17 protein-coding genes are annotated in these 24,769 nt (G+C 56.3%); 4 read left to right on the forward strand and 13 right to left on the reverse strand.

Going from position 1 to position 24,769, the window contains the following annotated elements; all coding sequences use genetic code 11:
* Positions 1 to 75 precede the first annotated feature (75 nt).
* From IBT46_RS07470 to ettA, 3 genes are all read right to left on the reverse strand, one after another.
* Positions 76 to 3,099 (reverse strand): filamentous hemagglutinin N-terminal domain-containing protein, encoded by a 3,024-nt coding sequence (locus IBT46_RS07470; protein ID WP_200545113.1) that lies wholly within the window; start codon positions 3,097 to 3,099, stop codon positions 76 to 78.
* Positions 3,100 to 3,155: 56 nt separating this feature from the next.
* The gene (locus IBT46_RS07475; RefSeq protein WP_200545114.1) at positions 3,156 to 4,868 is read right to left on the reverse strand and encodes a ShlB/FhaC/HecB family hemolysin secretion/activation protein; all 1,713 of its coding nucleotides are present in this window, start codon (positions 4,866 to 4,868) and stop codon (positions 3,156 to 3,158) included.
* A 573-nt stretch (positions 4,869 to 5,441) separates the two neighbouring features.
* A complete protein-coding gene (ettA, locus tag IBT46_RS07480) occupies positions 5,442 to 7,109 on the reverse strand; it encodes an energy-dependent translational throttle protein EttA (protein ID WP_200545115.1) in 1,668 nt (555 codons plus the stop codon).
* 205 nt (positions 7,110 to 7,314) lie between these two features.
* On the opposite strand from ettA, the gene IBT46_RS07485 reads away from it, so the two are divergent.
* Entirely contained in the window at positions 7,315 to 8,262 is a 948-nt protein-coding gene (locus tag IBT46_RS07485) for a 2-hydroxyacid dehydrogenase (RefSeq protein ID WP_200545116.1), read from the forward strand.
* A 125-nt stretch (positions 8,263 to 8,387) separates the two neighbouring features.
* On the opposite strand, the gene deoR is transcribed toward IBT46_RS07485, so the two are convergent.
* The 9 genes from deoR to atzF all read right to left on the reverse strand — a co-directional run bounded on the left by deoR (position 8,388) and on the right by atzF (position 20,918).
* Positions 8,388 to 9,131, reverse strand: coding sequence for a DNA-binding transcriptional repressor DeoR (gene deoR / locus IBT46_RS07490; RefSeq protein WP_200545323.1), 744 nt, complete (start codon positions 9,129 to 9,131; stop codon positions 8,388 to 8,390).
* A gap of 159 nt (positions 9,132 to 9,290) precedes the next feature.
* Positions 9,291 to 9,989: an urea ABC transporter ATP-binding subunit UrtE gene (gene urtE, locus IBT46_RS07495; RefSeq protein WP_200545117.1), complete on the reverse strand. Its 699-nt coding sequence runs from the start codon at positions 9,987 to 9,989 to the stop codon at positions 9,291 to 9,293.
* Position 9,990: 1 nt separating this feature from the next.
* Complete coding sequence (gene urtD, locus IBT46_RS07500; RefSeq protein ID WP_200545118.1) at positions 9,991 to 10,782, reverse strand: urea ABC transporter ATP-binding protein UrtD; 792 nt, start codon at positions 10,780 to 10,782, stop codon at positions 9,991 to 9,993.
* Positions 10,775 to 11,851, reverse strand: coding sequence for an urea ABC transporter permease subunit UrtC (gene urtC, locus IBT46_RS07505; protein ID WP_123336405.1), 1,077 nt, complete (start codon positions 11,849 to 11,851; stop codon positions 10,775 to 10,777). The genes urtD and urtC overlap by 8 nt, the downstream gene beginning before the upstream one ends.
* Entirely contained in the window at positions 11,851 to 13,410 is a 1,560-nt protein-coding gene (gene urtB, locus IBT46_RS07510; RefSeq protein WP_200545119.1) for an urea ABC transporter permease subunit UrtB, read from the reverse strand. Before urtB ends, urtC begins: the two co-directional genes overlap by 1 nt.
* Before the next feature lie 77 nt (positions 13,411 to 13,487).
* A complete protein-coding gene (urtA, locus tag IBT46_RS07515) occupies positions 13,488 to 14,756 on the reverse strand; it encodes an urea ABC transporter substrate-binding protein (protein WP_200545120.1) in 1,269 nt (422 codons plus the stop codon).
* A gap of 28 nt (positions 14,757 to 14,784) precedes the next feature.
* Positions 14,785 to 15,495 (reverse strand): GntR family transcriptional regulator, encoded by a 711-nt coding sequence (locus tag IBT46_RS07520; protein ID WP_200545121.1) that lies wholly within the window; start codon positions 15,493 to 15,495, stop codon positions 14,785 to 14,787.
* Positions 15,496 to 15,505: 10 nt separating this feature from the next.
* A complete protein-coding gene (gene uca / locus IBT46_RS07525; protein ID WP_200545122.1) occupies positions 15,506 to 19,123 on the reverse strand; it encodes an urea carboxylase in 3,618 nt (1,205 codons plus the stop codon).
* A complete protein-coding gene (atzF, locus tag IBT46_RS07530; protein ID WP_200545123.1) occupies positions 19,116 to 20,918 on the reverse strand; it encodes an allophanate hydrolase in 1,803 nt (600 codons plus the stop codon). Before atzF ends, uca begins: the two co-directional genes overlap by 8 nt.
* Positions 20,919 to 21,180: 262 nt before the next feature.
* Here atzF and sltY point away from each other — a divergent pair, with 262 nt between their 5' ends.
* Positions 21,181 to 23,103, forward strand: a complete 1,923-nt coding sequence (gene sltY / locus IBT46_RS07535) for a murein transglycosylase (protein WP_200545124.1) — start codon at positions 21,181 to 21,183, stop codon at positions 23,101 to 23,103.
* A gap of 100 nt (positions 23,104 to 23,203) precedes the next feature.
* Entirely contained in the window at positions 23,204 to 23,536 is a 333-nt protein-coding gene (gene trpR / locus IBT46_RS07540; protein WP_105594795.1) for a trp operon repressor, read from the forward strand.
* Here the strand turns inward: trpR and yjjX are convergent.
* Positions 23,533 to 24,057, reverse strand: coding sequence for an inosine/xanthosine triphosphatase (gene yjjX / locus IBT46_RS07545; RefSeq protein WP_200545125.1), 525 nt, complete (start codon positions 24,055 to 24,057; stop codon positions 23,533 to 23,535). The genes trpR and yjjX overlap by 4 nt on opposite strands.
* A 49-nt stretch (positions 24,058 to 24,106) precedes the next feature.
* Here yjjX and gpmB point away from each other — a divergent pair, with 49 nt between their 5' ends.
* Positions 24,107 to 24,754, forward strand: a complete 648-nt coding sequence (gene gpmB / locus IBT46_RS07550) for a 2,3-diphosphoglycerate-dependent phosphoglycerate mutase GpmB (protein WP_200545126.1) — start codon at positions 24,107 to 24,109, stop codon at positions 24,752 to 24,754.
* The last annotated feature ends 15 nt before the right edge of the window (positions 24,755 to 24,769 follow it).

Genomic DNA, 24,769 nt, shown 5'->3' on the forward strand with positions numbered 1-24,769 from the left:
TCCTGTTGTTATCTAACCAGTGGGTTTATGCATTTGAAAAAAAGGGCGGCCATTGTGGTTCGCCCTCTCGTTAACTTACTTTTTAATGATTGTTTGGGTTTTTCCAAAAACCCACGGTTTTGTATATTGATTATAGGCAGTAATTTTACTGTCCTTACTCAGGATATACGTTAAATTTTTGTTGAAATTATGACTTGTAAGGAAAGCACTAGAGGTAATATCTCCCGGAGTTGTGAAGACAGTATTGCCATATACATTTAAATCAGATGGCAGGGAGATGCCGGGTTTTCCTGCGGTTACGGATAAGTCACCAAATACAGAAAGATTATCTTTAATGTCAACCTTATTCGCAGCATTGATAGTCAGCGTTTTGTGATTGCTTCCGTCGCTATAATAACCTCCGCCATTTCCAAGGTATACGCTGCCATTTTTTGAGGTCAGCGAAGTGCCTTCGGAATTTGCACTCTTATTATAATGAATATCTTTGTTAGCTGTTATCTCAACCTTAGTTGAGGCATAAGACGAATCAATGTTGACAGTATTTGCATTGATTTTGGCAACCGTGCCATTACCGCTGCTATTGAAGGAATATCCCTGTGGACTGAATGCTTTTATCGCTACGTTATCCTTAGCGGAAACGGCCAGGTTGGACATAGCATTTAAATTATCCAGATTAACATTGTTTGCGGTAATCGAGGCATTGCCATCTTTAGTGGAATAATAGTTGTCAGAAACCGCGTTAATTCCGCCAAGCTTAATGTCATTGTCAATTTGAACGTTGACATTTTTACCAGTGAGACTACTCAGGCTTTTTGGTAACCACGGATACTGCCCTTCCGAAAAATCTGATAACAGATTGTTCGCATTGATGTTGACGTCTCCCCCCGCTACCAGGTTTTTATTGAGAGTCATATCCCCTGATGCTTTTACGGTCAAATTACCCTTAAGGTCTGAATCTCCCAGAGTGATATTTCCAGATGAGCCATTGGTGGCAGTCAGGTTAGTATTTCCTTTAACATTGATACTATCAAGTTTAATGTTTTTCGCAGTGACATTCAGATTGTTAATGTTATTACTTTCTGGTTCGCCCCAGGATGGGTAACGACCGTCAGTGACGCTAATGGTTGGCATAAAAATGTCATTTTTCGCCACTAACGTGATGCTTTTATTCGAATTAAGGGAGCCAAAAGCTTCGTTATCCCATTCGAATGGAGATTCAGAAGTGATGTTATTACCAGAAACCGTGAGATCACCACCAACCTGAACTCGTCCTTTAACGATGACATCTTTGGCTGCGGTTATATTACTATTTCCATATAAGTTGCTATCACCATTGAGATAAACGTTCTTATCCCCTTTTATATTAAGAACTTCATCAACGGATGAGTTGAAATCTAAAGAAATATCTTCTGTGTTTGACAGGCTTAACGAATTCACACTGGTGCGAACGGTATCAATACGGTTTTTACCTGCGCTAAAATCATAATCCCCACTACTTAGTTCAAGCCTGTTTGCTGAGATTTTTCCCTTCGCGCTTTCTGATGCTTTATTAGCATACACATTCAGCGTGTCGGCTTGCGTATTGCCGGAAAGATCCATCTTAACTGCTTGATAGTTGACATCATTTCCTACAGTATTGGTGCCTTCACTTTGCTGGAAATTATTGCTACTTAAGATAATACTATCAGACACAATATCTGCGTTCTGTTTCAGGTCTGAGGCGCTGTACAGTTGGGCAAAATTCTCCATGTTGATTTTTGCACCGGCGGCCTGATTAACCTGCTGTGCAGAAATCTGAAGACTTTCACCGGTCATCTGGCGGTTGATATTGACGGTTTTATCGGTATTTAACGTCAGTTTTCCGTAATTTTGTTGTGCATTATTGACGTTAATATCACCTTCGGCATTCTGAATTTTTAACGCATTTCCACTTTCAGCAACGGCGTTTATCAGGCCAGCACTCACCACACCTTTTCCGCTACGGATCTGGCTTTCAGTTTTTACCGAAGTATCAGCGATATCAATATTTTTGCCTGGTGTACGTGTATAGACTTCGACATCGCTGGAAAACGTTGACTTGTTACCTGCTGCCGTAGTCAAAACGTTGTCGGCGGAGATGGCAGGGGTTCCTCTTTTAGAGTCGATACGGCCAACCTTAACATACCCATTTTCGCGGGTACTGCTCAGCACGGTCGACTCTGCGCTAAGTACAGTCCCATCGCTTACGTTAACATTCTTACCGACAGCTTCGATTTTCCTGGCATAATGAGCGGCTACCTGTCCGCCAAGGTTAACATCGCCGTTGCTGGAGAGGGAAACCCCGCCATCAAGAAGACCCTGGACGCCTCTTGCTTCCAGCACGCCGGTATTATTAATGACGCCACGGGTTAAGGTATCCGTAGCCCAGGCAGTGAGCGTCACATCGCCCCTGTCAGAAATGATAATACCGCCGTTGTTAATTAATGCATTCAGGCTGCCTTTATTAACTTTGACGGACATCTTACCCATTTCCGGGAAGTACAGAGTGATATCGCTTCCTGAAGCGAGGGCGGTACCGTTGTACTTGCTATAAATCTTACCGTTATTCGTGACTTCACCGCCACCCACCAGGGCAACGTCTTTTGCGGCGGTAATATCCCCTTCGTTAACGATCTTGCCTTTTCCATTCCCTTTCAGGTTAATCTTTCCACTAAGAAAATCTTTGTTGCTGATATCCAGGGATGATGCAATCAGGCTTCCCACGTTGATTGATGAGCCTTTACTGATGAGCACCCCGTTAGGGTTGACAATAAACACCTTACCATTTGCATTCAAGGCACCAGCAATCACTGTTGGATCAATACTATTGATCTTATTGAGAACGGCAGCATTTACGTTAGGCTGGTTAAATTTCAGGCTTTCATTTTTTCCGACGTTCATATTGTTCCAGTTAACAATCATTTTGTCAGTGTTTTGCTGAACCTTTACCTGGTTTCCATTTTTGATAATGGAGCCTGAACCGGAAACCACCGTACCCGTACCGACGGCGCTTGCCCCACCAATAAACGATAGCGCGACGGCTAAAGCAAGCGGTCTGATTACTGCATTTTTGTTTTCCATAACATTCCCTTTGTGCTTATTTTTAGTAAAGGCATTTTCTGTCTAATATTCTGCTTTTAGAAGTTAATGCCTGTGGTTATCCAACCAGTGGATTTATTTTGCGGGCCGAGAAGTTCATCTTTCCCCTGCCGCCATGCATAGCTGGCATTAATAAAGAACCAGCTATTTAATTGATAATTCAACCCCACGCCATAACCCTTGAGCACGATTTTTTGAGTCGATGGCGCGAATTTTTGAATTTTTCCTTTGCCATAATCGTAGAAGAGATTCAGGCTGGCATTCTCGAACCAGGGCAGTGCCAGATTCAGCGAGGGGGAGGCTACCCAGCCGCTGTCCACGCTGGCAGCAGAGTTGCTGTATGCACGAACGGCGTAGGGGCCACCCAGCGACATTTGTTCAGCCCCATCCAGATTTTTGCTGGTTTGCTGCCCCGAAAAATTCAGGGTGAAGCTAATACGGGGGTAAAGCGCCTGCATAAAAGTGGCATTTTCTGTCAGCTTAACGAAACGGCCCCGGGTATGATTGCCGTTCCAGTCATCCAGATTGCTCAATCGCCCAATGGACGGGGAGAACTGATACTGCAAAATATTCGGTCTGTCCCACAATTCGCCTTGATTATCACCGGAAAGCTGTAACGACAATATCGGTGCATGGCGAATGTTTTTCATCCCCCAGAACTTATCCTGCATACGCTTATAGTCAAACGTAGCGCCAAGATTGATGGTCCTTTTCTCACGGCGTAACAGAGTCCAGCTACTATAGAGTGAGGCGACGTCGGCAAAGCCATCGCCCAGTCCGTGTAACACCGGCCCGCCTAGCCGATAACTCACACGAGATACGGCGGCACCTAAACGCCATCCCTTAACGTTAACCGGTGCATCATAGGACAAACGGCCTATCAGCGTATTACCGTGCTTACTGTCATTGTTTGTCTGCAAGAAGTCCGGTGCAGCATAGGCCAGAGCCTGAAGCCTGTCCCCTATTCCTGACGGACTGTTGACGTTCAGCTGGACTCCCAGACGACTGCGTCCGCTGGAAATTGATCCCATATTGTCAAACAGCACCGTGCCGTTTAAACGTGGTGCGGCAGTGAGGTCAAGGGCCAATATGCTGCCGCCAGCTTCGTTACCCACGCTAAGAAAAGATGAAAGGTTTTCCACGCCGGGCAGATCGGAAATACGCGACATGGATGTTTCTAATGCTTTTATTTTATCTTTTAACTCATACATCTGCGCAACATAGCGGTTAACCGTTTTATCATTAACCAGCGAGCTATTCTGATTAATTTTGATGGCTTCAATATGGCCGTTCATGACGTTCATTATCAGTATTCCATTCTGCATTTTTTGCTCTGGAATATAGGCGTAACTTAACCTTTCACCGTGTTTCTGAAGCAGGCTGGTAATGTTGATAGCGAGATTTTTTAACGCGGGAAACGTCATGTTTTTATTTTTGTAACGATCGACCAAATGTTTAACGTCACTTTTAGCGTTTTCCGATACATCTTTAACAATGACTTCGGATATATATACCGTTGGCCCTCCCTCATCTTCCTCAATCTTTTTTTCCGTCGGCGGGGTAAGCTTTTCCGTATTTTTTGTAGGTAAAGGGGGCGGTGTTGTTAATACGGGATTGTTTTGTAATAACTGTCCACTAACAGAACCAACTTCGGCCGAACATGGTTGAAAAGGATGTGAGAATAATGTTAACGCAAGCAATCCGGCTTGACGTTTGATAAAAGGGGGAGAGACAAAAAATCTTTCCTTCATAAAACTTTCCCTGTAAATACATCAAAGCAAAAGATAGCTAATTTACTTCTTTATTAAAAATTCATCCTGAATAAGATACGCAGTTCTAGATGAGTCAGATATATTATTTAAACAATCTTCTGAGATAAGGATGTTAGATCAAGTCAATTAGCAATACAATAGCTGTATTACTAATAATTTTGAAAAAATAAAAAATAAGAAATATTACTAAAGAAATATTCGATAAATGTTTTGTTATTAAATTCAACGAGATACTTCTCTGGAGTGTTAGAAATTCGAGTGGAAAGGTGGATTATTCTTTCTTTATAGTGAAAATTCTCTGAATTGAAGATGATTACATCGCATAACTAGCAGGATTCCCACCTCCGGCGATATGGGAGATTATTGAGATTATACTTACAATGCTTAAATGGACGTTAACTTTTACACATAGAAAACGTGTAATAAATATTTTTACAGGATGATGTTTAAAAGAGGGGAGGGATTTCCGGTACAGATAAAAAAGCCACGGTCGAAGGCCGTGGCTTGAAGGCGTTGAAATGGCAGAATCCTGGAGAATCCGCCGGTTTCGTTTTACTTAATCATACGCTTGTACTTGATACGCTTCGGCTCCAGCGCGTCGGCGCCCAGCGTGCGTTTCTTGTACTCTTCGTATTCGGTGAAGTTACCTTCGAAGAACTCGATCTTGCCTTCATCCTGGTAATCCAGAATGTGGGTCGCGATACGGTCCAGGAACCAGCGGTCGTGCGAGATAACCATCGCACAGCCCGGGAACTCCAGCAGGGCGTTTTCCAGCGCGCGCAGGGTTTCGATATCCAGGTCGTTGGTCGGTTCATCGAGCAGCAGCATGTTGCCGCCAACCTGCAACAGCTTCGCCAGGTGCAGACGACCGCGCTCACCGCCGGACAGTTCGCCCACGCGTTTGCCCTGGTCGACGCCTTTAAAGTTAAAGCGACCCACATAGGCACGGCTTGGCATCTCGGTGTTGCCGATACGCATAATATCCTGCCCGCCGGACACTTCTTCCCATACGGTCTTGGAGTTGTCCATGCTGTCGCGGAACTGATCGACCGAGGCCAGCTTAACGGTTTCACCCAGCACGATTTCGCCGGAATCAGGCTGTTCCTGACCGGACATCATGCGGAACAACGTGGATTTACCCGCGCCGTTCGGGCCGATAATCCCGACAATCGCACCCTTCGGTACGGAGAAGCTTAGATCGTCAATCAGCAGGCGGTCGCCGTAGGATTTACGCAGGTTGCTGACTTCCAGCACTTTGTCACCCAGACGGGCTCCAGGTGGAATAAACAGCTCGTTGGTTTCGTTACGCTTCTGGTATTCGGTGTTGTTCAGCTCTTCGAAGCGAGCCAGACGTGCCTTACCTTTCGACTGTTGGCCTTTGGCACCTTTACGCACCCACTCCAGCTCTTTCTCAATCGATTTACGGCGTGCAGCTTCGCTTGAGGCTTCCTGCGCCAGGCGCGCGTCTTTCTGTTCCAGCCATGAGGAGTAGTTGCCTTCCCATGGGATACCCTCGCCACGGTCCAGCTCCAGAATCCAGCCCGCCACGTTATCCAGGAAGTAACGGTCGTGGGTAATCGCCACGACGGTGCCTTCGAAGTCGTGCAGGAAGCGTTCCAGCCAGGCCACGGACTCGGCGTCCAGGTGGTTCGTTGGTTCGTCCAGCAGCAGCATGTCTGGTTTTTCCAGCAGCAGGCGGCACAGCGCGACGCGGCGGCGTTCACCACCGGACAGGTTGGCGATTTTGGCATCCCAGTCCGGCAGGCGCAGCGCATCGGCAGCACGTTCCAGCTGGGTGTTGAGGTTGTGGCCGTCGTGCGCCTGGATAATCTCTTCAAACTTGCCCTGCTGTGCGGCCAGTTTGTCGAAGTCTGCGTCCGGCTCTGCGTACTTCGCGTATACCTCGTCCAGACCTTTCAGCGCACTCACCACTTCGGCAACCGCTTCTTCCACCGATTCGCGCACGGTGTGTTCCAGGTTCAGCTGTGGTTCCTGCGGCAGGTAGCCGATCTTAATCCCCGGCTGTGGACGCGCTTCGCCTTCGATGTCTTTATCGATACCGGCCATAATGCGCAGCAGGGTAGATTTACCCGCACCGTTCAGGCCGAGCACGCCGATTTTGGCACCCGGGAAGAAGCTGAGTGAGATGTTCTTTAGAATATGACGCTTCGGCGGCACGACTTTGCCGACGCGATGCATGCTATAGACGAATTGAGCCACGTAGATTGAGCCTCTTATGGTCTGAGTAATTAGCAGGGCGCACTGTTGCCCCTTCAAACCACGGAGTTTAGCTGTTTTCCCCACTTAATCACAGCCACCTTGCAGCGGATTATCCCGATATCACCCCAACAATCGGATATCTGTTTGATTTCTCACCATGTAACGCTATGCTAATTTTTTTGCCTTATAAATTATGGAGATATCGATGAGAGTCCTGATCGCGGCGCAAGAAAATGCCTGGGGCGGTATGATCCAGCAGCTACGAGAGACGCTGCCCGACGTTGAATTTGTCGCTTCAGCAGAGCAGGCCGGGAAGAGCCTGGCCGGGTTTGATGCGCTGATCCCGACCATGACCCAGGTCAGCGAGCCGCTGCTGCAAACGGCCGATCGGCTGAAGCTGATCCAGCAGTCGGGTGCCGGACTGGAGCGGGTGGATATCGCCGCCGCCCGCGCTCGCGGCATCGCAGTCGCCAACGTGCCGACCGATATCTCCGGCAATGCGGATTCTGTTGCCGAGCTGGCAATCTGGATGATGCTGGGCCTGGCGCGTAAAGCCAGCGAAGTGCCGCAGATGCTGGCGGATCGTCGGCTCGGGCAGCCCATAGGCCTGGGGCTGAAGGGAAAAACCGTGGGCCTGGTGGGTCTCGGCGGCATCGGTAAGGCGCTGGCGCAGAGGCTGGCGGCGTTTGAGATGCGGACGATCGGCGTAAAGCGCAGCGTAGACGCAGAATTTGCCCGCCGCCATCGGCTGGACTGGCTGGGCACTATGGAACAGCTCCCGCAGCTGCTGGCCGAGTCTGATTTTGTGGTGCTGAGCCTGCCGGATAACCCGGAAACCCACCATATTATCGACGAACCTGCGCTGGCGAAGATGAAGCCCGGCAGCTTCCTGATTAACGTGGGTCGCGGTGGATTGATTGAGAAGAGGGCACTGCTGGCGGCGCTGGATAGCGGGCAGCTGGCCGGTGCAGGGCTGGACGTATTCTGGCAGGAGCCGCCCGATCCGCAGGATGTGCTGTTCCGCCACAACGTGATCGCTACGCCGCATATCGGTGGCGTGACCGATATTTCAATCAGCGGGATCGTGGCCGGGGTGTGCGAGAATTTGCGCCGTCTGCGCGACGGCGAGGCGATCCTTAACGATCAATCTTAACGCCTGAGGGGCTGGCGGTCGCCGTGCCGTAAAGCCGGAGCGACCTTCAGTTACGGATAAGCCTGCTTGAAAATCAGGCTTTTTAGCGAGCAGGGAATAAATGGCTGCCGGGAGGAACGCCCGCTTTACGGGTAGATCACCGGAATTCCCAGGTCCTGCGGCGGAGCGGCATCGCTAATCAGACCGTCGAAGGCGCTGAGATCGGCGATGCGCGCCGGAAGCACCTTGCCGAATTTGCTGCTGTCAGCCACCAGCAGTCGCTGGCGCGCACGCTGAAGCGCCAGCAGCTTCACCGGCAGCTCGTTCAGGTTATAGCAGCTGGCACCCTGTTTGATATCTACGCCCGCTGCGGAAATAAACGCCTTATCCGGGCAGAGGTTATCCATCACCGACAGCTGACCCAGTGGGGTAAACATGGCGTTGTCCGGGTGGAATTCACCGCCGCAGAGGATCACCCGGCAGGCCGGTTTTTCCTTCAGGGCGAGGAAAGTATTCACCGCGCAGCAGACGGCCGTAAACGGCATATCGTCGTCAATCGCGTCAATAATCCACGGAATAGTGGTGCCGCAGTCAAAGTAAATTGTCTCATTGGGATTAATCAGCGCCGCCGCGCGCAGACCCAGTAGCCGTTTTTGTTCAACGTGCTGGCTCATCTGGTCGGAGACAAAATAGTGGCTCTGATTGCGGATGGGATCGGCAACGATATAGCCGCCGAGCAGCACCACCGCACCGGTACCTTCATTCAGATCGCGGCGGATGGTCATCTCAGAGACGCCCAACAACCGGGCGGCTTCTTTCAGATGGATTTTATCGGTGCGCTTCAGCGCCTGGGCCAGCTTATTTATGCGCTCGTCGCGCCGGGTTTCCATGATGGTTCTTCCAATGTGGCGAATGACGGTAAAGGTCAACATTAACCTGGCCATTTCAGACAATTTGGAGTGTACCTTCAATAGGATAGCGCCGCAAATTCCACGCAAAGCTGCCGGAAACCCAGTCCTGGCCGCACACAGGCGCGGCCAGGGCGGACATCAGATCGCGACCAGCCCGCGTACGCCGTCCGTTTCCATATCCTCGCCGCGACCGCGCTGAACGATCTCCCCGCGCGACATCACCAGATAGCTGTCGGCCAGTTCAGCGGCGAAGTCGTAGAACTGCTCCACCAGCAGGATCGCCATATCACCGCGTTTCGCCAGCCCGGCGATCACCGCGCCGATCTCTTTGATCACCGAAGGCTGTATCCCTTCGGTGGGTTCATCAAGGATCAGCAGCTGGGGTTTACAGGCCAGCGCCCGCCCGATCGCCAGCTGCTGCTGCTGGCCGCCGGAAAGATCGCCGCCGCGCCGCTGCCGCATTTCCAGCAGCACCGGAAACAGCTGCCAGATCTCCTCCGGCACTTTGGCGGCCTGCGCGCCGGAAAAACGCGCCAGCCCCATCAGCAGGTTCTCTTCCACGGTCAGGCGGGGGAAGATCTCACGGCCCTGCGGCACGTAAGCGATCCCGGCCTGCACCCGCTGGTGTGGCTTACGATTGTTAATCGTTTTATCCTGCCAGCTGATAGTGCCGGATTTGGCGGGGATCAGTCCCATCAGGCATTTCAGCAGGGTGGTTTTCCCCACTCCGTTGCGGCCCAGCAGGCAGGTGACCTCGCCGGGGCGGGCTTCAAACGACAGTCCGCGCAGAATATGGCTGCCGCCGTAGTACTGATTCAGTTCCGATACTTTTAACATGTCAGCGCCCCAGATAGACTTCAATAACCTGCTCGTTGGCCTGCACCTGACGCAGCGATCCTTCCGCCAGCACCTGCCCCTGATGCAGTACCGTCACGTGGTCGGCAATGGTTTCTACAAAGCCCATGTCGTGTTCCACCACCATCAGCGAATGTTTTCCTGCGAGGCTGCGGAACAGTTCGGCGGTGTATTCCGTTTCCGCATCGGTCATTCCCGCTGCAGGTTCGTCCAGCAGCAGCAGATGTGGCTCCTGCACCAGCAGCATGCCGATCTCAAGAAACTGTTTCTGACCGTGGGACAGCAGCCCGGCGGTGAGCTGCCGACTGCCGCCGAGGCGCAGCAGCTTAAGGACGTCATCGATCCGATCCTGCTGCTCGCCGTTCAGCTTTGCCCGCAGGCAGGCCCAGACGGATTTATCGGTTTTCAGCGCGATTTCCAGATTTTCAAACACCGTCAGCGCCTCAAATACCGTCGGCTTCTGAAACTTGCGGCCAATGCCGACGCGGGCGATTTCCGGCGGCGATAGCGTGGTGAGGTCGGTATCCTGGTCGTAAACTACCCGGCCATTATCCGGACGGGTCTTGCCGGTGATCACGTCCATCAGCGTGGTTTTACCCGCGCCGTTGGGGCCGATAATGCAGCGCAGCTCGCCCACGCCAATCTGCAACGAGAGATCGGTCAGCGCCCGGAAGCCGTCAAAGGAGACGTTGATCTTCTCCAGCTGGAGGACCGGATCGGTTTGCGCACGGTGGCGATCGGACGGGTGGGGTTGGGTAAACAGTTGTTCAGTCATGTTTCCTCCTGCGCAGCAGGCCAATCACGCCACGCGGCAGGAACAGCGTAACGAGGATAAACATCAGTCCGAGGAAAAACAGCCAGAATTCCGGGAAGGCGACGGTAAACCAGCTTTTCGCACCGTTGACGATGGCCGCACCCAGCATTGGACCAATCAGCGTTCCGCGACCGCCCAGGGCGACCCAGATGGCGGCCTCAATCGAGTTGGTCGGCGACATTTCACCGGGGTTGATAATGCCAACCTGCGGCACATACAGCGCACCGGCCAGCCCGCACAGCACCGCCGACAGCGTCCAGACGAACAGTTTGAAGCCGCGCGGATCGTAGCCGCAGAACATCAGTCGGTTTTCCGCATCGCGTACCGCAGTCAGCACGCGGCCAAACTTGCTGCGGGCCAGCGCAAAGCCAATGCCGAGGCTGATGACCAGCAGCAGTACCGTGGCGACAAACAGCCCGATGCGCGTGCCGGTGGTGGTAATCGGAAAGCCGAGCAGGGTGGTGAAACCGGTGAAGCCGTTATTACCACCGAAGCCGGTTTCATTGCGGAAGAACAGCAGCATGCCCGCATAGGTCAGCGCCTGGGTCATAATTGAAAAGTAGACCCCTTTGATCTTCGAACGGAAGGCAAACCAGCCGAACACCAGCGCCAGCACGCCCGGCACCAGCACAATCAGGCACAGCGCCCAGGCGAAGTGCTGCGTTCCGGCCCAGAACCACGGCAGCTCGCTCCACGACAGGAACGACATAAAAGCGGGCAGGCCATCACCGGCCGCCTGGCGCATCAGGTACATGCCCATCGCGTAGCCGCCCAGCGCGAAGAACAGGCCGTGACCGAGCGAGAGCAGCCCGGCGTAGCCCCACACCAGATCCAGCGCCACGGCGACAATGGCGTAGCAGAGGATTTTGCCGACCAGCGTCAGCGTGTAGGTTGACAGCGCCAACGGGTTATCCTGCGGCAGCAGCGCGAGAAACGGCAGCACCAGCAGGGCCAGCAGCAGCACCGCCCCCAGCCCGAGGGTCAGACGCGGCGCTTTCTGCGCCACGGTTAGCGTCATGGGTTGCGTCATCAGTCAATCACCCTTCCTTTAAAGGCGAACAGCCCCTGTGGCCGCTTCTGGATAAACAGCACGATCAGTACGAGGATCAGGATTTTGCCGAGTACGGCACCGATCTGCGGTTCCAGCACCTTATTGAGAATACCGAGGCCCAGCGCGGCTACCACGGTGCCGGCCAGCTGGCCAACGCCGCCGGTCACCACCACCAGGAAGGAGTCGATAATATAGCCCTGACCCAGTTCCGGCCCGACGTTACCCAGCTGTGAAAGCGCCACGCCGCCCAGCCCGGCAATGCCGGAACCCAGACCGAAGGCCAGCATATCCACGCGCCCGGTGGGCACGCCGCAGCAGTCGGCCATCGCACGGTTCTGCGTTACCGCCCGCACATTCATGCCCAGACGCGTTTTATTCAGCAGCAGCCAGGTCAGTATCAGCACGCCGGCCACGAACACCATCACCGCCAGGCGGTTGTACGGCAGAACGAGGTTCGGCAGCACCTGCATTCCACCCGACAGCCAGGCAGGATTAGCAACTTCCAGGTTCTGGGTGCCAAAGACGACGCGGACCAGCTGGATCAGCATCAGGCTGATGCCCCAGGTCGCCAGCAGCGTTTCCAGCGGGCGGCCATAAAGATGGCGAATGATGGTACGTTCGAGCACCATGCCGATGGCGGCGGTAATAAAGAAGGCTACCGGCAGCGCCAGCAGCGGATAAAATGCCAGCCACTCCGGGGCAAAACGCTGAAACAGGTTTTGCACCATCCAGGTGGCGTAGGCACCCAGCATCAGCATCTCGCCGTGGGCCATGTTAATTACCCCCAGCAGACCATAGGTGATAGCCAGACCGAGTGCCGCCAGCAGCAGTACGGAGCCCAGCGACAGGCCGGTAAATGCCTGGCCGAGCACATCACCCAGCATCAGGCGATGGCGGATCTGTTTGAGGCTATCGGCGGCGGCGGCGCGTACGGTGGCATCCGTTTCATTTTGCGGTGACAGCAGGCGTTCCAGGCTGGCCTGGGTTTGCGGATCGCTGGTTTCGCCCAGCACTTTGACCGCTTGCAGACGGACCTGCGGGTCGCCGTCGGCCAGCTGTAACCCGGCAACGGCCTGGGCTAATACCGCATGGACGCTGCTGTCCTGCTCTGCCGCCAGCCTCTGGCGCAGCAGCGGCAGCTGATCGGGCTGGGCATCATTTTGCAGCGCACGCGCCGCCTTCAGCCGCGTCGCGGCCTGCGGGCTGACCAGCTGATGGGCAGCCAGCGTGGTGGCAATCATCGTGCGCAGCCGGTTATTCATAAACAGCTTTTTGGTGGCACCCACCGGCGTGGCGCTGCCTTCCAGCGGCGTCAGCTGGTCTTTAAGCTGGTTGAAGGGCTGTTTGTTCTCGTCGAGAACCACGGTTTCACCGTGCAGGGCCTGCAACAGCGGCAGGCGGGCAGGGTCCGGCGCGGCGGCCCACTGCTGGAGGATCTTCAGCTGATCGCTGCGGCTGGCGGCGGAAAAGTCCGCTGCCGGTCCGGCCACGGCAAGGCATGGCAGGCTGAACAGCAGTATTAGCAGCAATCGCATCATAGTGTGCTCTCTCGCTTTTCTCGGGTGCGATGAATTTCAGCGGGCCAGGCAGCGCCTGGCCCTTCGGAACGGGACTATCAGTTGGTGGTTTTAACCGGGTGGTCAGGCTTTTTGTCGTTACCGGCGATGTACGGGCTCCACGGCTGGGCACGAACCGGCTTATCGGTCTGCCACACCACGTTGAACTGGCCGTTATCTTCGATTTCGCCAATCATCACCGGTTTGTGCAGGTGGTGATTGGTTTTATCCATGGTCAGGGTGAAGCCGTCCGGCGCGGCAAAGGTCTGTCCGGCCATCGCGGCGCGGACTTTATCCACGTCGGTGGTGCCCGCTTTCTCTACCGCCTGCGCCCACATATGGATGCCGACATAGGTGGCTTCCATCGGGTCGTTGGTCACGACGGTATCGGCGTTCGGCAGTTTGTGCGCTTTGGCATAGGCTTTGTACGCCGCGACAAACTTGGCGTTAGCCGGATTATCCACCGACTCGAAGTAGTTCCACGCGGCCAGGTTGCCGACCAGCGGCTTGGTATCAATCCCGCGCAGCTCTTCTTCGCCTACCGAGAAGGCGACGACTGGTACATCGGTTGCTTTGATGCCCTGGTTAGCCAGCTCTTTGTAGAACGGTACGTTAGAGTCGCCGTTGATGGTAGAAACCACCGCCGTTTTGCCACCGGCAGAGAACTTTTTGATGTTGGATACGATAGTCTGGTAGTCGCTGTAGCCAAACGGCGTGTAGACCTCTTCGATATCGCTGTCCTTCACACCTTTAGAGTGCAGGAAAGCGCGCAGGATCTTGTTGGTGGTGCGCGGATAAACGTAGTCTGTACCCAGCAGGAAGAAGCGTTTTGCCGAACCGCCATCTTCACTCATCAGATACTCAACCGCCGGAATCGCCTGCTGGTTTGGCGCGGCGCCGGTGTAGAACACGTTTGGCGACATCTCTTCGCCTTCATACTGCACCGGATAGAACAGCAGACCGTTCAGCTCTTCAAACACCGGCAGAACGGACTTACGGGATACCGATGTCCAGCAGCCAAACACCACGGCGGCTTTATCCTGGGTCAGCAGCTGGCGGGCTTTTTCCGCAAACAGCGGCCAGTTAGAGGCGGGATCGACTACCACCGGCTCCAGCTTTTTGCCCAGCACGCCGCCCTTGGCGTTGATTTCATCAATGGTCATCAGCGCCACGTCCTTCAGCGGCGTTTCGGAAATCGCCATGGTGCCGGAGAGTGAGTGCATAATGCCGACTTTAATGGTGTCGGCCGCCTGAGCGTTCCAGGATAATCCCATGCCAATAACGGTGGCAGAAAGTGCAAAGGCCTTGAGCAATGAACGTCTTTTCATCAGTAATCCCCTGAAATTTTTTAAAAGATTATGTGGGTGAAACCGTGTGTAGCCTCGCCTGCTGGAGCATATGCAATGTGATTTTTCTGACCTCTGCCCTGCTGACGGCAATATGGTCGGTCAGAATTTGTTGGGCCTCCTCGCTTTGCTGGTGAAGTACTGCGTTTAAGATCTGCGCGTGTTCGTTGTAGGTGGCATCAACGCGATCCTCGCGGGTGAAGTCGAGGCGGCGGATGATGCGGATTTTTTCGGTTAACTCACTGTGAATACGGGCCATTTCCTCGTTGCCTGCGGCGGAAACCAGCGCCATATGAAAGGCTTCGTCATGCAGGGAAACGGCGATAAAGTCCGCCAGGCGCGGTTCGTCAATCCAGAAGCGCGTCAGCCGGTCGAGCAGCTCGCTGCACTGCCGGGCGGGCAGGCGGCAGAGCCGTTTCACCGCCTCGCACTCCAGCACCGTGCGCAGGTCGTACAGCTCTTCGAAGTACGCAAAATCAAACTGGCGAACCTGCCAGCCGAGGCGGTTCCACACTTCGACATAGCCTTCACGCTCCAGGCGAAACAGCGCCTGGCGCACCGGGGTGCGGCTGACCGCCATGCGTGTGGCGATTTCGCTTTCGCTGAAGCGGTCGCCCGGCATCAGACGAAAGTCGAAAATGTCATTTTTCAGCGCGTGGTAGACGCGATCGGCCAGCACCTCCGGCCGATCTTTGCTGTTTTTCTGCGACGATCCCTGCATGCTCACATCCTTATTCCAGCCACAGCAGCGCATCGCCCGGGCTGACCGGACGGCCTGACTGACAGCCAATGCGTTTTACCCGACCGGCCTGCGGTGCGTTGATGGCCAGCTCCATTTTCATCGCCTCTACCACGATCAGCGGCTGCCCGGCCTCCACGACGTCACCTTCCTGCACCAGGATCTTCCAGATATTGCCGTTCATATCGGCGCTGACCTGCAGGGCGCTGTCGTCCTCTTCCGGCGGCAGCAGATTCTCGCTGCTGCTGAGCGGCGCACCTTCCTCTTCCTGCGCCCACAGCGCGACTTCGGCATCAAAGGCGCTGGCCTGGCGGCTGCGGAAGGCCGCGATGGACCCGGCGTTATCGGCGAGGAACTGCGTGTGTTCCGCAAAGTCGAATTCGCTGTGTTCAATACGCACGCTGGCGCGGCCTTCACGGAAATCATCACGCAGCACGTCCAGCTCGGCTTCGCTGACCGGATAGAAGCGCACCTGATCGAAGAAGTGCAGCAGCCAGGGTTCGTTGGCGGCAAACTGTTCGTTTTTCAGGAACTTGTTCCAGATTGGCAGCGTGCGGCCTACCAGCTGATAACCGCCGGGGGAGTCCATGCCGTAGATGCACATATACATGCCGCCGATACCAACGGTGCCTTCGGCGGTAAAGGTGCGCGCCGGGTTGTACTTCGAGCTCAGCAGGCGGTGGCGTGGGTCAACCGGCACCGCGCACGGTGCGCCGAGGTAAACGTCGCCCAGACCGAGGATCAGATAGCTGGCGTCGAAGATCGTATCTTTCACCTCATCGCGGCTGCTGAGGCCGTTAATACGCTGGATAAAATCAACGTTGTTCGGCAACCACGGCGCGCTGGCTCGGACGGTTTCCTGGTAGCGTTCCACCGCGCCTAACGTCGCGCTGTCTTCAAAGGCCATTGGCAGATGCACGATGCGCGACGGCACCTTCATCCGGCTGACGTCGCCGAGATTTTTCTCAAGATCCTGTAGCAGCGTCATCAGCTGTTTCTGGCTGAGAATACGGCTGTCATAGCGGATCTGTAGCGAGCGCACGCCGGGAGACAGCTCTTCAACGCCGGGCTGGCCGTAATCGCGCAGCGCGGTCATCAGCAGATGGATGCGCAGGCGCAGCGCCAGGTCCAGCACGTTATCGCCGTATTCCAGCAGGATGTAATTGTCGCCCGCCTGGCGCCAGACCACCGTTGGTGTAGTGGCGGTGGCTTTCAGTGAGCCGAGAATGGTGGCGGAACCGTGCGCGGTTTCTGCCAGCGACGGCACCTCAAAACTCGGCAGGTGCAGCGCGCTCAGGTTTTCCACGCTGCGGGCCTGAGCCTGCTCCAGCGCATGGGCTTCTTCCGGACTAATCGGATGGAAGCGCAGGCGATCGCCCGGTTTTACCTGGCCGACTTTCCACAGCTCGGCTTTGGCGATGGTCACCGGGCAGACGAAGCCGCCAAGGCTCGGTCCGTCGCGGGTGAGGATCACCGGGAAGTCGCCGGTAAAGTTGATCGCGCCGATGGCGTATTCGCAGTCGTGAACATTGGAAGGGTGCAGCCCGGCTTCGCCGCCGTTATCACGCGCCCAGCCGGGTTTCGGCCCCACCAGACGTACGCCAAGGCGGTTCGAGTTGTAGTGGACATGCCAGTCGCTGGCAAAGAATTCATCAATGGACTGCTGAGTAAAGAAGTCGGGTGCGCCGTGCGGTCCGTAGAGCACGCCGATGCGCCACTCATCGCCGTAGACCGGCTGTGCGGCCACAGGCAGTGCCCGGGGTTCGCTGACCGGTGCCGGGGTCGTGCAGGCTTCCAGCTCTGGCTGCGAAATCGCCAGCATATCGGCAACGCGCAGGGTGCGCCCGGCGTGGCCGCCGAACTGGCCGAGGGCAAAGGTAGAACGGCTGCCGAGGTATTCCGGCACGTCGAAACCGTTTCGCACCGCCAGATAGGTACGGCAGCCCTGCTGCGCGCGACCCAATGTCAGCGTCTGGCCCGCTTTCACCGCCAGCGGCTGCCAGTAAGCGACCTCTTCATCGTCCAGCGTGGCCGGGCAGCGCGCACCGGTCAGGGCGATCAGCGCATCGCTGTGGAAGCGCAAAGTCGGTCCCTGAAGCGTGAACTCCAGTGCGGCGGCTTCTTCTGCGTTGCCGACGATGCGGTTAGCCAGTTGGAAAGCGTAATCATCCATTGGGCCGGAAGGCGGTACGCCGATATCCCAGTAGCCGAGGCGGCCGGGATAATCCTGAATACTGCTCCAGGTACCCGGCTGAATCACTTCAATCACCGGCGAGGCGGCGCTGAAGCTGTCCAGCATGCGCGTCCATACCTTGCCGCTGTGGAAGGCCTCCGTGGCAACAACCTGGCGCAGATAGTCGAGGTTGGTGGCGATGCCGTGCAGGCGAGTCTGGTTCAGTGCGGTCTGCATTTTCTTCAGCGCCGCCTCGCGGTTTTCGGCGTGAACGATCAGCTTGGCGATCATCGGGTCGTAGAAGGCGGAAACTTCGGTACCGGTGGTGATCCAGCTGTCCACGCGCACATCGTCCGGGAAGCTGACTTCGGTCAGTACGCCGGGGCTGGGCTGGAAGTTCTTCAGCGGATCTTCCGCGTAGATACGTACTTCAATGGAAGCCCCCTGTGGGGCCTGAGCCATCCGCGCCCAGTCGGGTTGTTCGCCCGCCGCGACCTGCAGCATGCACTCCACCAGGTCCAGACCGGTGACGCATTCGGTGACCGGATGCTCCACCTGCAGGCGGGTATTCACTTCGAGGAAGTAAAACTCGTCGCGGGCGGCATCGTAGATATATTCCACGGTGCCGGCGCTGCGGTAGTTCACCAGTTCGCCCAGCTTTACCGCAGATTCCAGCAGCGCGCTGCGCGTGGCGGCGGGCAGGCTCGGTGCCGGGGTTTCTTCCACCACTTTTTGATTGCGGCGCTGTAAGGAACAGTCGCGTTCGCCAAGGGCAATCACTTTGCCCTGACCGTCGCCGAAGATTTGTACCTCAACGTGACGGGCGCGATCGATGCAGCGTTCCAGGAACACGCCCGCATCGCTGAAGAACTGCTCGCCCAGGCGGCGGACGCTTTCCCAGGCGCTGCGCAGTGCGGCGTTGTCCTCACAGCGGGTCAGACCGATGCCGCCGCCGCCCGCGGTACTTTTCAGCATAACCGGGTAGCCAATGCGCTCCGCGGCGGCCAGTGCTTCCTCCAGCGAGGCGAGCAGCGGCGTGCCGGGCGTCATCGGTACGCCTGCGGCAGCGGCCAGTTCACGCGCCCGGTGCTTCAGGCCAAATTCGCCGATCTGATGCGCGGTCGGGCCGATAAAGACCACGCCGGCCTCTTCGCAGGCGGCGGCAAACGGCAGACTTTCGGACAGAAAACCGTAGCCCGGCCAGATGGCCTGAGCGCCAGTTTCCAGTGCGGCATTGAGGATCTTGTCAATTTTCAAGTAGCTGTCGCTGGCTTTTTCGCCGCCCAGCGCAATCGCAATATCGGCATCTCTCACGTGCTGGGAATTCCGATCCGCATCGGAGAAAACGGCCACGCTGGTAATCCCCAGGCGCTTCAGGGTGCGGATGGCGCGGCAGGCGATTTCGCCACGGTTGGCGATCAGTACGGTATTAAACATGTGACGTCTCCTGACGGGCCAGCCAGTTGCGCCAGCCACCGAATGCGGTGATTTCAGTTGCCTCTGCCAGTGCCGCCGGTTCGCAGATAAAGCCCTTCACCGTGCGGCCATCGGCCAGTTCCAGCGTTCCTATCCCCAGCGGGGCCGGGATTTCTGCAACAAACTCGCCGAAGCGGGCCAGCGGGATATCCCACAGCTCAACGGTAATTGCTGCGCCCGCGCTGTCTTTCGCCAGGCCGGGTTTCGCCGGGGTGGTGTTAGCCAGCGCATACAGCCGGTAGCAGGCGGCGGTGGTGGTTTCTTCCACCAGCACGGCATCGCGGCGGGTCAGCTGGTGGTTAAGCGGCATGCCGGTCAGGTGAGCACCCACTACCGCAACGCGCACGTGCAGTGGAGAAACGGGTAATGACGTTCTGGACGCGGGCTGCGACAGGCCGGTCGCACCGAGGCTGAGCGCCTGCTGTTGCTGCCAGCGGCGACCAAATTCTGCCAGCGCGCGGTCGTACCAGGCTGGCGCGATAACGGTGATCCCGGCAGGCAGTCCGTCGGCACGGAACGGGCCGGGAAGCGCCAGCGCGGACAGGTCGGCGAGGTTGGTAAAGTTGGTGTAGGTGCCGAACTGCGAGTTGTAACGCACCGGCTCCTGCTTCATTTCTTCCAGGGTATGAATGGTCGGTGAGGTTGGCACCACCAGCGCATCAAACTGGCTCAGGGTCTGCTGGATCTGACGGGTCAGCTCGGCGCGCAGGTACTCGGCTTTAAAGGTATCCACCGCGCTGTAGTTATGGCCGCTGTTAACGATGCCGTACACCACCGGGTCCATCTCCTCCGGGCGGTTGAGCATGTCGCCGACGGCCACGGTACGTTCAGCCACCCACGGGCCGTAGTAAAGCTGCTCCGCCAGCTGGTGGAACGGTGCGAAATCAATGGGATGCAGCGTTGCGCCCCCGGCAGTGAGTTCTGCCAGTGCTGCTTCCCATGCGGCGGCGGCCTGTACATCGCCGAAGAACTCCGGGACGGCCGGAATGGCCAGACGCGGCGCGGCGGAGAGGGCGGCGGGTGCCAGGCCCGGATCGGCGCGCGAATAGGCATCCTGGCTGTCGTAGCCCCCGGCGCAGCTGGCGACGAGGAAGGCATCTTCCACCGTCAGGGCGAAAATCGAAATGGTGTCGTTCAGGCGGCAGGCGGGCAGCATGCCGGTCGCCGAGAGCCAACCTTTGGTCGGCTTCAGGCCAACGATATTGTTGAATCCGGCGGGAACGCGGCCGGACCCGGCGGTATCGGTCCCGAGGGCAAAACCGACCAGCCCGCGGGCGGTTACCGACGCGGAGCCGGAACTGGAGCCGCCGCTGACGTATTCCGGGTTAAAGGTGTTGCTGACCGCGCCAAACGGCGAGCGCGTGCCGACCAGCCCGGTGGCGAACTGATCGAGGTTAGTTTTGCCAATGACCACGGCACCGGCCGCCTTCAGTCTGGCTACCGCAGTGGCATCGGCTGTGGCCTGATAAGTGAAAGTTGGGCAGGCCGCGCTGGTCGGCCAGCCCGCGACGTCAATATTGTCTTTAACCGCAAAGGGAACGCCAAACAGCGGCAGTGACGCCGGATTCTGCTGCCAGGCCGCCAGCAGCGGTTCAACCTGCGCTCGCAGCTGGGCGGGAGAAGCAAGGTACAGCCAGGCATTATCGGCGGTGGAAAGTCCGGAGAGCAGCGACTCCAGCGTGGACAGCACCGAATCAGGATGCTGCTGATAGTGATGCTGCCAGTCCTGTAACGTAAATCCTGTGGTTAAAGCCATATGTTGAATTCCGTCTGGTATACAAGATGGAATTCAATAGTGCAAAGGATGTGCCATGTTTTTAATTTATTGAATTTTATTGTTTTTAATTCATCCCTGCGCTGAGCGTGCACAATCAACGCGCAGCGAATGAGCAAAAATGGGGCGCAGAAAGGATTTCGGTAAATATTTGTTCGTCACGTGGCACAACCGGCTGTACCTGGTTAGCATGAAGGGGGTAGTTTTGGGTGTTCAGGATTAACAAAGTAAGGTGGGGAAGGTCATGGCGGACAAGTGGCAGTTGTGGACAGTGGCATCCTGTTTGGTGCTGGCGGCAGGCAGTGTGCAGGCGGATTCGCTTGATGCGCAGCGCACCCGGTATTTGCAGATCAAGCAGGCCTGGGATAGCAAACAGATGGATACCGTGGCACAGCTGATGCCCACTTTGCAGGATTATCCGCTTTATCCCTATCTGGAGTATCGCCAGCTGGCACAGGATCTCGGTCAGGAAACCGGGCTGGCGGTGAACGCCTTTATCCAACGCTATCCGACACTGCCACCCGTGCGCTCGCTGCCCGCCCGTTTTGTTAACGAGCTGGCGCGGCGTGAAGACTGGCGCGGGCTGCTGGTCTTCAGCCCCCAGGCTCCCAAACCCGTTGCCGCGCGCTGTAACTGGTACTACGCCAAGTGGGCCACCGGCGAGCAGCAGGTCGCCTGGCAGGGAGCTAAAGAGATCTGGCTGACCGGCTCGTCGCTGCCTGCCACCTGCGACAAACTGTTCAGCGTCTGGCAGCAGGCAGGAGAGCAAAATCCGATCACTACGCTGGAGCGCATCCGCCTGGCGATGAAAGCGGGCAATGGCAGCCTGGTGAACTATCTGGCGAAGCAGCTACCTGCGGATTATCAGACCATCGCCAGCGCGGTGATGAATCTGCAAAACGATCCGCAGACCATTCAAACTTTCGCGGCCAGCGTGGGCCCAACCGATTTTACCCGCCAGGCGACGGCGATTGCGTTCGCCAGCGTGGCGCGCACCGATGCAGAGCAGGCCCGGCAGATGATCCCTTCACTGGCGGTGCAGCAGAAGCTGGACGAGCAGCAGGTGCAGGAGCTGAAAGAGGCAGTAGCCTGGCGGCTGATGGGTAACGACATTACCAGCGAGCAGGGCCGCTGGCGTGATGACGTGGTGATGCGCAGTGATTCGACCTCGCTGGTTGAGCGCCGGGTGAGGATGTCGTTGGGCAACAACGATCGCCGTGGCTTAAACACCTGGATTGCTCGCCTGCCGGTGGAGGCGAAGGAGAAAGACGAGTGGCAGTACTGGCAGGCTGACCTGCTGCTTGAGCGCGGGCGCAATGAGGAAGCCGAGGGCATTCTGCGCAAGCTGATGCAGGAGCGCGGCTTCTATCCGATGGCGGCCGCACAGCGGCTGGGCGAGGAGTATCCGCTGCAGATCGATAAGGCTCCGGCGATTGACGCTGCGCTGACCACCGGTCCGGAAATTGCCCGGGTGCGCGAACTCATGTACTGGGGGATGGATAATCTGGCGCGCAGCGAGTGGAGCTATTTGATCGGCAGCCGCACCGCCGGTCAGCAGCAGATGCTGGCCAGCTACGCGCTGAAGCAGGGGTGGTGGGATCTTAGCGTGCAGGCGACTATTGCAGGTAAGTTGTGGAACAGCCTGCAGGAGCGCTTCCCGCTGGCCTGGCAGAGCCAGTTTGAGCGCTACATCAGCGGAAAAAGCATACCGCAAAGCTATGCAATGGCGATTGCACGGCAGGAGAGTGCCTGGAATCCGAAAGCCCGTTCGCCGGTAGGTGCATCCGGATTGATGCAGGTGATGCCGGCAACCGCTCAGCATACGGTGACCAAATTCGGCATCAGCGGCTACAGCAATAGCAGCCAGCTGCTTGATCCGGAAACCAATATTCAGATTGGGACACAATATCTGGAATCGGTTTATCAGCAGTTCGGGCAGAACCGCATCTTTGCGTCTGCTGCCTATAACGCCGGTCCGGGGCGGGTAAGAACCTGGCAGGGCAACAGCGCCGGGCGTTTAGATCCGGTGGCCTTTATTGAAACCATTCCGTTTTCAGAAACGCGCGGCTATGTGAAAAACGTGCTGGCCTATGATGCCTATTACCGTTATTTCCTCAATAAACCGGACAAGCTGTTTGCCGACAGCGAGTGGCAACAGCGTTATTAAGGTGCTTTCCGGGCCGCAGCGGCTGATAGCAGTTGCGGCTTCAAGTATGGCGGGGATGATGCTACACTTCTGTACTAGTTAAATAGTATGGTTGCCCATCATGACCGATGATTCTCCTGTTCCGGTATCCGTTGAACCCCCAAATGAAGACTGGCTGCGTTTTGTTGTGCTGATGCAGCGCGCCTATCAGAGCGAGCTGCACCTGCCGCTGCTCCAGCTGATGCTGACTCCGGATGAGCGTGAAGCGTTAGGAACCCGGCTACGGATTGTGGAAGAGCTGATGCGCGGTGAGATGAGCCAGCGCGAGCTTAAAAATCAGCTGGGTGCCGGCATTGCCACGATTACCCGTGGATCGAACAGTCTGAAAAGTGCGCCACCTGCCCTGAAAGCCTGGCTGGAAGCGCAGCTGCTGAACGGCAGCGATCGGGTTTAAACCGGCTGGCTGTAAACGTCGTTATGGAAAGGACAGAGGGCGAGGATCAGCGCCTGATGATAAACGCTGGTGCGGGACAGATGCCCGGCGGTGAAGGCGCCGATAGCGCCGCCTTTCTGTTTGATGTTATCAATACCGGTCAGGCGTGCCATCTCTTCGCCCAGCTCGCGCCCTTCACGAATCCCTTTCATGACAACCGCCGGCAGCGTAAAGCTGGCAGAGCGGGATTCACCGCGTAGTTTATGGTTTTCAATCACCATCCAGGCGAAAGCGGTGTCCTCTTCGATCCCGGCTTCAATCGCCACCCAGAAGTCGGCTTCAGGTCGGACCTGTCTGGCATTCATCACTCTTTGACGTGCGCCAGTTCGCGTTTCTGCATTTGTCATGGGCTGTGCCGCTACGCCACTGTCGACCTCTACACCCTCGATGTGGCAGGATCTTTCTCCGAAAATATCGCTGAAGGCCTGAGTAATTGCCCTAATTTTGGCTGGATTGCTGGTAGCAGCGACAACATGGTACATAATTGGTTGAACCCTTTACGTAAATAATCGCAGTATAACGGAAAAACGTATGTTACAGGTCTATCTTGTTCGCCACGGAGAAACGCTGTGGAATGCCGCTCGGCGCATTCAGGGGCAGTCAGACAGTGCGCTGACTGCAAAAGGAGAATTACAGGCGCATCAGGTGGGTGAGCGGGTTAAAAGCCTCGGTATTACCCATGTCATCGCCAGCGATCTGGGCCGTACCCGCCGTACTGCTGAGATTATTGCCGATGCCTGCGGTTGCGATGTTACCGTCGATCCCCGCCTACGTGAGCTGAATATGGGCGTGCTGGAGCAGCGTGCGCTGGATTCCCTCACACCGGAAGAAGAACGCTGGCGTAAGACGCTGGTGGACGGCACCGTAGATGGGCGTATTCCTGAAGGGGAATCAATGAGTGAGATGGCCGCTCGTATGCATCAGGCCCTCAATGCCTGCCTTGAACTGCCTGCCGGTAGCCGCCCGCTGCTGGTCAGTCACGGCATGGCGCTGGGCGTATTGCTTAGCACTATTTTGGGTCTGCCTGCCAATGCAGAACGTCGGTTAAGGCTTCGTAACTGCTCAATTTCTCGCATCGAACATCAGGAAAGCCCTTGGCTGGCATCCGGCTGGGTGGTGGAAACCGCTGGCGATATTACCCATCTTGATGAACCGGCGCTTGACGAGCTGCAGCGCTGAACAAAAAGGGCCGGT

The organism is Erwinia sp. S38 (assembly GCF_016624545.1).
GTDB classification, from domain to species: Bacteria; Pseudomonadota; Gammaproteobacteria; order Enterobacterales; family Enterobacteriaceae; genus Erwinia; species Erwinia coffeiphila.

Bases quoted from the DNA above. Each gene is read 5' to 3' on its own strand.
- IBT46_RS07470 (WP_200545113.1), bottom strand. From the start codon at position 3,099: ATGGAAAACAAAAATGCAGTAATCAGACCGCTTGCTTTAGCCGTCGCG.
- IBT46_RS07475 (WP_200545114.1), bottom strand. From the start codon at position 4,868: ATGAAGGAAAGATTTTTTGTCTCTCCCCCTTTTATCAAACGTCAAGCC.
- IBT46_RS07485 (WP_200545116.1), top strand. From the start codon at position 7,315: ATGAGAGTCCTGATCGCGGCGCAAGAAAATGCCTGGGGCGGTATGATC.
- deoR (WP_200545323.1), bottom strand. From the start codon at position 9,131: ATGGAAACCCGGCGCGACGAGCGCATAAATAAGCTGGCCCAGGCGCTG.
- urtE (WP_200545117.1), bottom strand. From the start codon at position 9,989: ATGTTAAAAGTATCGGAACTGAATCAGTACTACGGCGGCAGCCATATT.
- urtD (WP_200545118.1), bottom strand. From the start codon at position 10,782: ATGACTGAACAACTGTTTACCCAACCCCACCCGTCCGATCGCCACCGT.
- urtC (WP_123336405.1), bottom strand. From the start codon at position 11,851: ATGACGCAACCCATGACGCTAACCGTGGCGCAGAAAGCGCCGCGTCTG.
- urtB (WP_200545119.1), bottom strand. From the start codon at position 13,410: ATGATGCGATTGCTGCTAATACTGCTGTTCAGCCTGCCATGCCTTGCC.
- urtA (WP_200545120.1), bottom strand. From the start codon at position 14,756: ATGAAAAGACGTTCATTGCTCAAGGCCTTTGCACTTTCTGCCACCGTT.
- IBT46_RS07520 (WP_200545121.1), bottom strand. From the start codon at position 15,495: ATGCAGGGATCGTCGCAGAAAAACAGCAAAGATCGGCCGGAGGTGCTG.
- uca (WP_200545122.1), bottom strand. From the start codon at position 19,123: ATGTTTAATACCGTACTGATCGCCAACCGTGGCGAAATCGCCTGCCGC.
- atzF (WP_200545123.1), bottom strand. From the start codon at position 20,918: ATGGCTTTAACCACAGGATTTACGTTACAGGACTGGCAGCATCACTAT.
- sltY (WP_200545124.1), top strand. From the start codon at position 21,181: ATGGCGGACAAGTGGCAGTTGTGGACAGTGGCATCCTGTTTGGTGCTG.
- trpR (WP_105594795.1), top strand. From the start codon at position 23,204: ATGACCGATGATTCTCCTGTTCCGGTATCCGTTGAACCCCCAAATGAA.
- yjjX (WP_200545125.1), bottom strand. From the start codon at position 24,057: ATGTACCATGTTGTCGCTGCTACCAGCAATCCAGCCAAAATTAGGGCA.
- gpmB (WP_200545126.1), top strand. From the start codon at position 24,107: ATGTTACAGGTCTATCTTGTTCGCCACGGAGAAACGCTGTGGAATGCC.